Source organism: Pseudomonas sp. FSL R10-0056 (assembly GCF_009600105.1).
GTDB lineage: Bacteria > Pseudomonadota > Gammaproteobacteria > Pseudomonadales > Pseudomonadaceae > Aquipseudomonas > Aquipseudomonas bubulae.
Map to the genome: position 1 here is coordinate 39,477 of NZ_WIWL01000185.1, position 11,471 is coordinate 50,947.

Consider the following 11,471-nt stretch of genomic DNA (forward strand, 5'->3'; position numbering starts at 1 on the left):
AATAATTTTTAGTTATTTTTCAGCCCCCCGTTTTCAGATCACGACGTTGCGTACAAAGCGCAGTAGTCCGTCGCCTTCGTTGCGGTAGGCATGGGGGCGGTTACTGGCGTACATATGGAACTCGCCCGCCGCTATATGCAGCGTCCGGTCGTCCATCACCAGGGTCAGGCAACCCTCAAATACGTAGAGCTGTTCGCTCCAGCCCTCGGCATCCGCCTGGGAGTGGTATTCCTCACCCGGCTCCAGGGTCCATTCCCACAGTTCTACTTCCCGTGTGGCGCTGGCCTTGGACAGTAGAACTGCCTTGCTGCCCACCCGCGTGCCCGTCCAGGCCACTTCGTTGATGCGGCTCGGGTCCGCGGAACCCGGGGCCTGGATCAGGTCGCTAAAGGCTACGTTCAACGCCTCCGCCACACGGTCAAGGGTGCTCAGGCTGACGTTCTTTTCGCCTGCCTCGATCGCCACCAGCATTCGCCGGCTTACCCCGGACTGTTCTGACAATGCGCTCTGGCTCAGGTGCGCAAGCAGCCTGAGACGTCGTACGTTCTGGCTGACGTGCTGGAGAACGGATGTGCGTTGTGAATTTTCTTTGGGCACTATATTGCTCACCTTGTGGGGCTGCGCAGTATACTGCCCAGCTTTGGCGCATTGTGCGTCTCCATTCCCGTCACACGCAAGGTTGCAATGTCATTGAAACTACCCGGGTTGCTGTCATTGACGTCCCGCTTCAGTAAAGCGGAGTGTGTGCTGATCCTGATCACCATGGTCTGGGGCATCACCTTTCTATTGGTACAACATGCCTTGACGGCAAGTGGGCCGATGTTTTTTGTCGGCCTGCGTTTTGCGGCCGCGGCGGCCATGGTCGCGCTGTTTTCTCTGCGCAGTTTGCGTGGCATCACGCTGTTCGAGCTCAAGGCAGGGATGTTTATCGGGGTGTCGATCATGCTCGGCTACGGTTTGCAGACGATCGGCCTGCAAACCATTCCCAGTAGCCAGTCGGCGTTTATTACCGCGCTGTATGTGCCTTTCGTGCCCCTGCTGCAATGGCTGGTGCTGGGGCGCAGGCCCGGGTTGATGCCGAGCCTGGGGATCATGCTGGCCTTTACCGGGCTCATGCTGCTGTCCGGCCCCGGCGGCGCATCGCTGGATTTCAGCCCGGGGGAAATCGCCACGTTGATCAGTGCCATTGCCATAGCGGCGGAGATTATTCTGATCAGTGCTTATGCGGGCAAGGTGGATGTGCGCCGCGTCACGGTGGTGCAGCTCAGTACGGCGTCCATTCTGGCCTTTTTGATGATTATTCCAACACAAGAGGCCATTCCTGGCTTTTCATGGCTATTGTTAGCCAGTGCTGTCGGCCTGGGTGGCGCCAGTGCGGTGATTCAGGTGGCCATGAACTGGGCACAGAAAAGCGTTTCACCCACCCGCGCCACCCTGATTTATGCCGGCGAGCCGGTCTGGGCAGGCATCGCCGGGCGCCTGGCGGGCGAGCGTTTGCCAGGCATTGCCTTGCTGGGTGCCGTATTGATTGTTGCAGCGGTGATCGTCAGTGAGTTAAAAACCAAGGGTAAAAAGCCCGAAGCGCTTGAGGACAAGCAAGGCGATCAAGCCTGCGATTAAAGCTGCAAGCCTGTAAGACGGTACGATTTTTTTTACTTACAAGCGCTTATATAGGGGTAGAGCTGTAGGAAACCAGACAGGTTATCGACAGTCTTTGTAGGATTCAGCCACAGGTTTGCTGTTGGTGATCTGCAGCCCGCCCCGTATGATCGCTTACAAACTCCTGCAGATTAGAAGCCTATGTCCCTGATAGTTCTACTGCTTCTGCCCTTTATCGGCAGCTGTCTGGCGGCTGTTTTGCCGCATAACGCACGTAACAGTGAATCACTGTTGGCCGGTCTGATTGCTTTGATCGGTACTGTACAAGTAGCCCTGCTCTATCCACAGATTGCCCACGGTGGGGTTATCCGTGAAGAGTTCATGTGGCTGCCCAGCCTCGGCCTGAATTTCGTTCTGCGCCTGGACGGGTTCGCCTGGCTGTTCTCGATTCTGGTGCTTGGCATCGGCACGCTGGTGTCGCTGTACGCCCGTTATTACATGTCACCCGAGGACCCGGTCCCGCGCTTTTTTGCGTTTTTCCTGGCGTTTATGGGGGCCATGCTGGGCCTGGTGTTGTCGGGTAACCTGATCCAGATCGTGTTTTTCTGGGAGCTCACCAGCCTCTTTTCATTCTTGCTGATTGGTTATTGGCACCACCGCTCGGATGCCCGTCGCGGCGCTTATATGGCGCTGATGGTCACGGGCGCGGGTGGGTTGTGTCTGCTGGCGGGGGTTATGCTGCTCGGCCATGTCGTCGGCAGCTATGATCTGGATGCCGTGCTGGCTGCTGGCGACAAGATCCGCGCCCACAGCCTGTATCCGATCCTGCTGCCGCTGATCCTGATCGGCGCCCTGAGCAAGAGCGCGCAGTTCCCGTTCCATTTCTGGTTGCCCCACGCCATGGCGGCGCCAACCCCCGTATCGGCCTATCTGCACTCGGCAACCATGGTCAAGGCCGGGGTCTTTTTGCTTGCGCGCCTGTGGCCTTCGCTGTCGGGCAGCGAAGAGTGGTTCTGGATTGTCAGTGGCGCCGGCGCCTGCACCCTGGTGCTGGGCGCCTATTGCGCGATGTTTCAAAATGACCTTAAAGGCCTGCTGGCCTACTCCACCATCAGCCATCTGGGCCTGATTACCCTGCTGTTGGGCCTGAACAGCCCGCTGGCCGCTGTGGCTGCGGTGTTCCATATCCTCAACCACGCCACGTTCAAGGCGTCGCTGTTTATGGCGGCGGGGATTATCGACCATGAGACTGGCACACGGGATATCCGCAAGCTCAGCGGCCTGTTCAAGCTCATGCCTTACACCGCGACCCTGGCCATGGTGGCCAGTGCCTCGATGGCCGGGGTGCCGCTGTTGAACGGGTTTCTGTCCAAAGAGATGTTCTTTGCCGAAACCGTGTTTATCAATTCCACGGCTTGGGTAGAAATCGCCCTGCCGGTCATTGCGACGATCGCCGGTACCTTCAGCGTGGCTTATGCCCTGCGCTTTACGGTGGATGTGTTCTTCGGCCCACCCGCGACCAACTTGCCCCATACACCCCACGAGCCACCGCGCTGGATGCGTGCCCCGGTTGAACTGCTGGTGCTTACCTGCCTGACCGTGGGCATTTTCCCGGCGCAAACCGTCGGCCCGCTGCTTGCTGCAGCGGCTCAACCCGTGGTGGGGGGTGAGTTGCCCGAGTACAGCCTGGCCATCTGGCACGGCCTGAATGCCCCCATGATCATGAGCCTGATCGCCATGTCCGGCGGTATCGTGCTGTATGTGCTGTTGCGCAAGCAGCTCAAGCTCGACCGCTTCCCGCTGCCGCCGCTGATCCAGTATTTCAATGGCAAACGCTTCTTCGAGCGCAGCCTGGTGGTGATCATGCGCGGCGCGCGGCGCCTGGAACGCCGCATCAGCACCCAGCGCCTGCAAACCCAGCTGTTTTTGTTGATTCTGGTCGCCGTGATCGCCGGGCTGATCCCGATGTTGTACAGCGGGCTGGGCTGGGGCGACCGCCCGAAAATACCGGGCTCGATCGTGTTTATCACCCTGTGGCTGATTGCGATTGCCTGTGCCCTGGGCGCTGCCTGGCAAGCCAAGTACCACCGTCTCGCAGCCCTGACCATGGTCAGCGTATGCGGCCTGATGACCTGCGTGACCTTCGTATGGTTTTCGGCGCCTGATCTGGCGTTGACCCAACTGGTGGTTGAAGTGGTGACCACGGTGTTGATCCTGCTGGGCCTGCGCTGGCTGCCGCGTCGGATCGAAGAGGTTTCACCGCTGCCGGGCACGTTGCGCAAGGCCCAGGTCCGTCGCTTGCGCGACTTGCTGCTGTCCACCGCGGTCGGTGGCGGCATGGCGTTGCTGTCCTACGCGATGCTGACCCGTCAAACACCCAACGATATCTCCTCGTTCTACCTCAGCCGCGCCCTGCCTGAAGGCGGCGGCAGCAATGTGGTGAATGTGATGCTGGTGGACTTCCGCGGCTTCGACACCCTCGGCGAGATCACCGTACTGGCCGCCGTGGCGCTGACCGTGTTTGCCCTGCTGCGCCGCTTCCGCCCGTCCAAAGAGAGCATGCAATTGCCTGCCCAGCAGCGCTTGCTGGCCAAGGACGTGATGACCGACCTGGTCAACCCGCGCAGCGCCAGTGACACCGCCCTGGGCTTTATGATGGTGCCAGCGGTGCTGGTGCGCCTGTTGCTGCCGATCGCCTTTGTGGTGTCGATGTATCTGTTCATGCGCGGTCACAACCAGCCCGGCGGTGGCTTTGTCGCCGGCCTGGTGATGAGTGTGGCGTTTATCCTGCAGTACATGGTTGCCGGCACGCAGTGGGTGGAGGCGCAAATGAGCCTGCGACCGCTGCGCTGGATGGGTACCGGGCTGTTATGCGCAACCCTGACCGGGCTGGGCTCGATCCCCCTGGGCTATCCGTTCCTGACCACCCACACCGCTCACTTCAGCCTGCCGCTGTTGGGCGATATTCATGTGGCCAGCGCCCTGTTCTTCGATATTGGCGTGTATGCGGTGGTGGTCGGTGCAACGCTGCTGATCCTGACGGCACTGGCTCACCAGTCGGTGCGCGCCCATCGCCCGAGCAATCAGCTTGCCCCGCTGCCTGCCCTGCAACCGCCTCTTGCATCCAAAGAAGGAGCCGCCTGATGGAAGAAGTCATCGCCATCGCTATCGGAGTATTGGCCGCATCGGGCACCTGGCTGGTTCTGCGCCCGCGAACCTTTCAGGTGGTCATGGGCCTGTGCCTGCTGTCTTACGGGGTTAACCTGTTTATCTTCAGCATGGGCAGCCTGTTTATCGGCAAGGAGCCGGTGATCAAGGACGGCGTGCCCCAGGACTTGCTCAATTACACCGACCCGCTGCCCCAGGCACTGGTACTCACTGCCATCGTCATCAGTTTTGCCATGACCGCGCTGTTTCTGGTGGTCTTGCTGGCCTCTCGGGGCCTGACCGGTACCGACCACGTTGATGGCCGGGAGCCAAAAGAATGAATGTAATGCCGCACCTGATTGTCGCGCCCATTCTGCTGCCGCTGCTGACCGCTGCCTGCATGCTGTTGCTGGGGGAAAAACACCGCCCGCTCAAGGCGCGGATCAACCTGGTCTCGACCCTGCTCGGCCTGGGTATTTCGGTGATGCTGTTGCTGTGGACTCGCGAGCAAGCGATTCCGGCTTCGATTGGCGTGTACCTGCCGAGCAACTGGCAAGTGCCGTTCGGGATTGCCCTGGTGGTCGATCACCTGAGCGCCTTGATGCTGGTGCTGACCGGTATCATCGCCAGTTGCGCCCTGCTGTTCGCCATGGCCCGCTGGGACCGTGCCGGGGCCAGCTTCCACGCGTTGTTCCAGATCCAGCTGATGGGCCTGTACGGCGCCTTCCTGACTGCCGACCTGTTCAATCTGTTCGTGTTTTTCGAAGTGCTGCTGGCCGCCTCCTACGGTTTGATGCTGCATGGTTCGGGCAAGGCGCGGGTGTCGGCGGGGCTGCATTACATCTCTATCAACCTGCTGGCATCGTCGCTGTTCCTGATCGGTGCGGCGTTGATCTACGGGGTGACCGGCACCTTGAACATGGCCGATCTGGCGCTGAAGATCCCTTTGGTGCCCGAGGCCGATCGCGGCTTGCTGCATGCCGGCACGGCCATTCTGGCGGTGGCCTTTCTGGCCAAGGCCGGCATGTGGCCGCTTAACTTCTGGCTGGTACCGGCGTACTCGTCGGCCAGTGCGCCGGTGGCGGCGCTGTTTGCGATCATGACCAAGGTCGGTATCTATACCGTGCTGCGCCTGTGGACCCTGCTGTTCTCCGGGCAAGCCGGGGCATCGGCGTACTTTGCCGGTGACTGGCTGATCTACGGCGGCATGGCCACCATTGTTTGCGCCGCCATCGCCATCCTCGCCGCCCAGCGCCTGGAGCGCATGGCCAGCCTGAGTATTCTGGTGTCTGCCGGGATCCTGTTGTCGGCCGTGGGCTTCGCCCAGCCCAACCTGACCAGCGCCGCACTGTTCTATCTGGTCAGTTCCACCCTGGCCCTGAGTGCGCTGTTCCTGCTGGCCGAGCTGATTGAACGCTCGCGTTCTTCTGCCGACCTTGTGCTTGAGGATGATGTCGAGGTCACGCCCAGCCTCAGCGAGCCCACGGCCCCGCCCCGGGGCAGCAACCTGGACGACGAACAGAAAGTGGTGGTCGGGCTGGTCATCCCGTGGACGATGGCCTTTCTGGGCCTGAGCTTTATCGCCTGCGCGCTGCTAATCATCGGCATGCCGCCGCTGTCGGGCTTTATCGGCAAACTTGGCCTGCTCAATGCCCTGCTCAATCCGCTGGGGCTGGGCAATGCCACCGATGCGCCAATCTCAACCGCGGCCTGGAGCCTGCTGGCCTTGTTGATTCTTTCCGGGCTGGCCTCGTTGATCGGCTTTGCACGCATGGGCATCCAGCGTTTCTGGACCCCCCTTGAGCGCCCGTCGCCGATCCTGCGCCGCATTGAATGCCTGCCCATCGTGCTGCTGCTGGGGCTGTGTGTGGTGCTGACGTTCAAGGCTGAGCCGGTCCTGCGTTATACCCAGGCCGCCGCCGACACCCTGAACAACCCCGAGCGTTATGTCATGGCCGTGATTGCCACCCGCCCTGTACCAAGCCCGCAGGCCAAGGCGACACTACAGGAGGTGCAACCATGAGGCGCCTGTTCCCTGCTCCCTGGCTGTCCCTGGCACTGTGGGCATTGTGGCTGTTGCTCAACCTGTCCCTGAGTGCCGGCAATCTGCTGCTGGGCGCGGCGCTGGCCATTCTGGCGCCGGTGATGTTTGCGCCGCTGCGCCCGCTGCCGGTGCGGATTCGCCGTCCCGGGGTGATTATCAAGCTGTTCTTTTTGGTAGGCCGCGATGTGGTGGCCTCCAATATTGCCGTGGCCTGGGGTGTACTGCGCGCCGGCAAAAATCCGCCCCGTTCGCGGTTTATCAAAATCCCCCTGGACCTGCGCGATGCCAACGGTCTTGCCGCCCTGTCGATGATCACCACCGTGGTGCCCGGCACCATCTGGTCGGAACTGGCGCTGGACCGCAGCGTGCTGTTGCTGCACGTGTTCGACCTGGATGACGAGGCGTCGTTTATCGAGCACTTCAAAACCGCCTACGAGCGCCCATTGATGGAGATTTTTGAATGAGTGCCCTGCTCACCAATGCCATCCTGCTCAGCCTGTTTATTTTCAGCCTGGCAATGGTCTTGACCGTGATCCGCCTGTTCAAGGGCCCTTCGGCCCAGGACCGGGTTCTGGCGCTGGACTATCTGTATATCCTGGCCATGTTGATGATGCTGGTGCTGGGTATCAGATACGCCAGTGACACCTACTTTGAAGGCGCACTGCTGATTGCCCTGTTTGGCTTTGTCGGCTCGTTTGCGCTGGCCAAATTCCTGCTGCGTGGCGAGGTGATCGAATGAGTCTCTGGATCGAAATATCGGTGGCTGTGCTGCTGGTGCTCAGCAGCCTGTTTGCCTTGTGCGGCGCTATCGGGTTGTTGCGCCTCAAGGATTTTTTTCAGCGCATGCACCCGCCGGCACTGGCTTCGACTCTTGGCGCTTGGGGCGTGGCCCTGGCCTCGATTCTGTACTTTTCCGCCCTTAAATCGACCCCGGTACTGCATGCCTGGCTGATGCCGATCCTGTTGTCGATTACCGTGCCGGTGACCACCTTGCTGCTGGCGCGGACTTCGCTGTTCCGCAAGCGCATGGCGGGCGAGGATGTACCTGCGGAAGTCAGCAGCGGCGGACGTAGCGAAAACGCTAACTGAACCTGTGGGAGCGGGCTTGCTCGCGATAGGAACGACGCGGTGTGTCTGTCAGACCGCAGTGCGCCCATCGCGGGCAAGCCCGCTCCCACCCACTGGGCTACATCCAGCCCAGCCAGCTCCAGTACGTGGCACCGAACAGCAGCATCAGCAGATAACCCACCGCCGTAACGATCAACCCGACCTTGGCGAACTGTTTCGCGGTAAAGGTCTGGGTGCCCAGGCACACCATATTTTGCGGGGCGTTAATCGGCAGGATAAAACCGTAGCTGACCACAAAACCCAGCAGCATGGTCATACCCAGGCGGTTGAATTCGCCCGGCAAGGTTTGCAGCACCGCGATCAGAATCGGCAGCAAGGCCGAGGTCAATGCCGTGGCACTGGCAAAGCCCAGGTGAATCAATATCAAAAACGCGCCCAGAATCGCAAAGATCCCCAGCGGCCCTACCTGATCCAGCCCGGTATTGGCCACCACCTGCCCGCCCAGCCACTGCCCGGCCTGGGTGGTGAGCAAGGCCGTACCCAAACTGATACCCACCCCGAACACAATCACGGTGCCCCAGGGGATACGCGACTGCACGTCTTTCCAGGTCATCACGCCAAAGCGCGGCAGCAGCAAGAATACAAGGCCGGCATAGGTGGTCGAAGTGGTGTCAAAACTGTGCAGCTTGCCCTCGGTGGCCCAGGCCAGCAGCAAGGCGATCGATACGCCCATCAGGCGCTTCTGCGGGCCGGTCATGGGGCCCAGTTCGGCCAGCGATTTTTCTACGGCCTCTTTGCCGCCGGGGATGCTGTCACTCTCTGGCGGGAGCATTTTCAGCACCACAAACAGCAGCACCGCCGACATGATGATGGCCCAGGGTGCACCGGCGATCAGCCAGTCGAGCCAGTTCACCCGCGCACCGAGCATCTTGTCCATAAAGCCTACGGTCAGCAGGTTCTGTGCCGCCGCGGTTTGAATGCCGACGTTCCAGATACTGGTGCCCTGGGCCACGACAATCATGATCCCGGCAGCAATGTTGGAGCGTTTGTCCACGCCGAAGGCCAGGATCACCCCCATCATGATCGGTACCACGCAGGCACTGCGCGCCGTAGCACTGGGTACCACCAGGCTGAGCAAAATGGTGACCGCAATCGCCCCCAGCAAAATGCGTCGGGTGCTGGTGCCGATACGCGACAAGGTGACCAGGGCAATACGCCGGTCAAGGCCGGTGTGGGTCATGGCAGCCGCGATAAACAGGGCACCCGCCACCAGGGCCAGGGCAGCATTGGAAAACCCGGTCAGGGCCATGGTGATGCCAGCAGAGGTGCCGTAAAGCCTGGACGGGTCCGCCAGGGTGGGCGCCATGCCGATCAGGAATGCCATCAGGGAGGTAATCATGATGGCGCTGGCTTCGTACGACACCGCTTCAGTGATCCATACCACCACGGCAAATGCCAGGATCGCCAGCATGCGATGACCGGCTACCGGCAAGTCGGCGGGCAGTGGCAGCAGCAGGATGCCGATCATGACCAGGACTGCTATCACCAGACCAATGGGAAGTTTTGCTTTTGCCGTAGCCGGCGTGGGGCTGGTTGCAGGCGCATTCATGGCCATCTCCTTGAGCTTGAAAACCCGTGGAGCATAGGTCAAGAGCAGCGGATGGGTTTTGATATTGATCAGCTCAGAGGCACCCTCACCCCAACCCTCTCCCTGTATGGACCGGGGACATGGCGAACATAATGTTCGGAGACATCGCGAACACTTTTAATACGACACATTGACCCCTTAAGGAGGTGTGATGTGTCCTGGAAAGAGATGTCCGCCATGGATCTTCGTCTTGAATTTGTCTCCTTAGCTTTGGCCGAAGGCGCCAACATCACAGCATTGTGCGAGCACTTCAATATCGGTCGGACAACTGCCTATAAATGGCTCAAACGCTTCCAGTGTGCGGGTAAGGACGGGCTGAGAAATCAGTCCCGTCGCCCCCACACTTCGCCCAATCGAACCGCGCCGGAGCCCGAGCAACAAATCCTGGCGCTCAACATCGAGCACACCGGCTGGGGCGCACGCAAGATCAAGGGGTGCCTTGAGCGACGTGGCAGCACCATGCCGGCAGCGAGTACGGTTCATGCCATTCTCAAGCGTAATGACCGCATTGACCCTCAAGCAGGCCTCGTCAGGCCCTTCACCTCATTCGAGCACGAGCAGCCCAATGACCTGTGGCAAATGGACTTTAAAGGCCATGTGCCCATGCGCACCGGGCGCTGTCATCCCTTGACCGTGCTGGATGACCACTCTCGCTTTCTTTTGACCATCGCTGCCTGCGGCAACGAGCAGCGCGGCACGGTTCAGGCCCATCTGATCAATGCTTTTCGCCAGTACGGGCTGCCGAACCGCATGACGATGGACAACGGCGCGCCGTGGGGCGACGAGCCGGAGAGCTACACGGGGCTGGAGATCTGGATCATGCGCCAGGGCGTAAAGGTGAGCCACTCGCGGCCCTATCACCCTCAAACGCAGGGCAAGCTGGAGAGACAACATCGCAGCATGATCAGGGAAGTGTTCAAGGGAATGTGCCTGATAGACCTGTCCAGCGCACAGCTCACACTGGATGAATGGCGCCAGGTCTACAACCACGAGCGCCCGCATGGTGGTATCGGCATGCAGGTACCGGCTTCTCGCTACACGTCCAGCTCAAGGGCGTATCAGGAAGTACTGGCTCCGCTCGAATACAGTAGTGATCTAGACGTACGAAAAGTACAGCCCAAAGGTGAGATTTACTGGCACGGCCAAGCCTGGAAATTGGGGAAAGGGTTTGTAGGCGAGCGTGTAGGGGTAAGAGACGGTACTCGGGATGGGCAATACGATGTCTTCTGGGGAAGCCATCGTATTGCCCAAATTGACAGGGTGACCGGAGTTGTAATATCAGGGAAATCGCTGCGCTAACTGTTCGCTATGTCTCCGAACAAAGTGTTCGCGATGTCCCCGGTCCATACACTCCCAGAGGGAGAGGGAGCTGACCGCACGCGGATTCAAACTCAACGCCAATCAGTCCCCTCTCCCTCTGGGAGAGGGTTAGGGTGAGGGGGCTTTGGGCTACTGGATCTTGTAGTGAAAGGTATTACGCACCCCCGGCACCGTCACTGCCTGGCCATCGACCATGCGCGGCTGGTAGCGGAACGTCGCCGCCGCCACCAGTGAAGGACGAATAAACGCCGGGTGACAGTTGCCCACCACTTTGGGGTTGTCGACCTTGCCCTGGGGCGTTACCGAGTACTCCACCGTGCAATCGCCCTGAATGCCCTTGTCCAGTGCCCGTTGCGGGTAGTCCGGGGCTTGTTTGCTGATGGGCAGGTACTGACGCACATCCGCCGCAGCGGCCTGTTGCGCTCGGCGGGCATTATCCGCCGCTGCAACCCGGGCCTGTTCAGCCACGGCCTGCTGACGCTGGGCCTCAACCTGTTCGGCGCGCTGCTGCGCGGCTTTTTGTTGCTCCACTTGCGCCTGCTTCTGCTCCTCGACCCGCTTGCGCGCCAGTGCCGCCTGTTCCAGTTTGCGCGCCTGGATCTGCGGGTCCACTTTAGGCTTGACCACCTCGGGCCTGGCCTCAAC

The 11,471-nt window shown here is 60.5% G+C and carries 11 protein-coding genes; 8 read left to right on the top strand and 3 right to left on the bottom strand.

The window, feature by feature from the left end:
- Nucleotides 1-33 precede the first annotated feature (33 nt).
- Nucleotides 34-597: an XRE family transcriptional regulator gene (locus GHO42_RS15020; protein WP_178126971.1), complete on the bottom strand. Its 564-nt coding sequence runs from the start codon at nt 595-597 to the stop codon at nt 34-36.
- An 87-nt stretch (nt 598-684) separates the two neighbouring features.
- Between GHO42_RS15020 and GHO42_RS15025 the strand changes: the two genes are divergently transcribed.
- From GHO42_RS15025 to GHO42_RS15055, 7 genes are all read left to right on the top strand, one after another.
- Nucleotides 685-1,620: a DMT family transporter gene (locus tag GHO42_RS15025; RefSeq protein ID WP_256670599.1), complete on the top strand. Its 936-nt coding sequence runs from the start codon at nt 685-687 to the stop codon at nt 1,618-1,620.
- A gap of 180 nt (nt 1,621-1,800) precedes the next feature.
- Nucleotides 1,801-4,743 carry a monovalent cation/H+ antiporter subunit A gene (locus GHO42_RS15030; RefSeq protein ID WP_095019769.1) on the top strand — a complete coding sequence of 981 codons (2,943 nt, stop codon included), beginning with the start codon at nt 1,801-1,803 and terminating at the stop codon, nt 4,741-4,743.
- A complete protein-coding gene (locus GHO42_RS15035; RefSeq protein WP_003446102.1) occupies nt 4,743-5,087 on the top strand; it encodes a Na+/H+ antiporter subunit C in 345 nt (114 codons plus the stop codon). Before GHO42_RS15030 ends, GHO42_RS15035 begins: the two co-directional genes overlap by 1 nt.
- On the top strand, nt 5,084-6,769 hold the full coding sequence (locus tag GHO42_RS15040) for a monovalent cation/H+ antiporter subunit D (protein WP_153327610.1): 1,686 nt from the start codon (nt 5,084-5,086) through the stop codon (nt 6,767-6,769). Before GHO42_RS15035 ends, GHO42_RS15040 begins: the two co-directional genes overlap by 4 nt.
- Nucleotides 6,766-7,254 carry a Na+/H+ antiporter subunit E gene (locus tag GHO42_RS15045; protein WP_095000590.1) on the top strand — a complete coding sequence of 163 codons (489 nt, stop codon included), beginning with the start codon at nt 6,766-6,768 and terminating at the stop codon, nt 7,252-7,254. Before GHO42_RS15040 ends, GHO42_RS15045 begins: the two co-directional genes overlap by 4 nt.
- Nucleotides 7,251-7,529, top strand: a complete 279-nt coding sequence (locus GHO42_RS15050; RefSeq protein ID WP_048358261.1) for a K+/H+ antiporter subunit F — start codon at nt 7,251-7,253, stop codon at nt 7,527-7,529. Before GHO42_RS15045 ends, GHO42_RS15050 begins: the two co-directional genes overlap by 4 nt.
- Nucleotides 7,526-7,879: a Na+/H+ antiporter subunit G gene (locus GHO42_RS15055; RefSeq protein ID WP_095000591.1), complete on the top strand. Its 354-nt coding sequence runs from the start codon at nt 7,526-7,528 to the stop codon at nt 7,877-7,879. The genes GHO42_RS15050 and GHO42_RS15055 overlap by 4 nt, the downstream gene beginning before the upstream one ends.
- A 97-nt stretch (nt 7,880-7,976) precedes the next feature.
- Here GHO42_RS15055 and GHO42_RS15060 read toward each other — a convergent pair whose 3' ends face one another.
- Nucleotides 7,977-9,467 (bottom strand): DASS family sodium-coupled anion symporter, encoded by a 1,491-nt coding sequence (locus tag GHO42_RS15060; protein WP_095000592.1) that lies wholly within the window; start codon nt 9,465-9,467, stop codon nt 7,977-7,979.
- Between the two features lie 192 nt (nt 9,468-9,659).
- Between GHO42_RS15060 and GHO42_RS15065 the strand changes: the two genes are divergently transcribed.
- A complete protein-coding gene (locus GHO42_RS15065) occupies nt 9,660-10,805 on the top strand; it encodes an IS481 family transposase (protein ID WP_368668064.1) in 1,146 nt (381 codons plus the stop codon).
- Between the two features lie 150 nt (nt 10,806-10,955).
- Here GHO42_RS15065 and GHO42_RS15070 read toward each other — a convergent pair.
- Nucleotides 10,956-11,471: energy transducer TonB (locus tag GHO42_RS15070; protein WP_153384161.1), on the bottom strand; the 516-nt coding region annotated here is incomplete at its 5' end.

Excerpts from the sequence above, each read along its gene's own strand:
- GHO42_RS15025 (WP_256670599.1), top strand. The coding sequence starts at position 685 with ATGTCATTGAAACTACCCGGGTTGCTGTCATTGACGTCCCGCTTCAGT.
- GHO42_RS15030 (WP_095019769.1), top strand. The coding sequence starts at position 1,801 with ATGTCCCTGATAGTTCTACTGCTTCTGCCCTTTATCGGCAGCTGTCTG.
- GHO42_RS15035 (WP_003446102.1), top strand. The coding sequence starts at position 4,743 with ATGGAAGAAGTCATCGCCATCGCTATCGGAGTATTGGCCGCATCGGGC.
- GHO42_RS15040 (WP_153327610.1), top strand. The coding sequence starts at position 5,084 with ATGAATGTAATGCCGCACCTGATTGTCGCGCCCATTCTGCTGCCGCTG.
- GHO42_RS15045 (WP_095000590.1), top strand. The coding sequence starts at position 6,766 with ATGAGGCGCCTGTTCCCTGCTCCCTGGCTGTCCCTGGCACTGTGGGCA.
- GHO42_RS15050 (WP_048358261.1), top strand. The coding sequence starts at position 7,251 with ATGAGTGCCCTGCTCACCAATGCCATCCTGCTCAGCCTGTTTATTTTC.
- GHO42_RS15055 (WP_095000591.1), top strand. The coding sequence starts at position 7,526 with ATGAGTCTCTGGATCGAAATATCGGTGGCTGTGCTGCTGGTGCTCAGC.
- GHO42_RS15060 (WP_095000592.1), bottom strand. The coding sequence starts at position 9,467 with ATGAATGCGCCTGCAACCAGCCCCACGCCGGCTACGGCAAAAGCAAAA.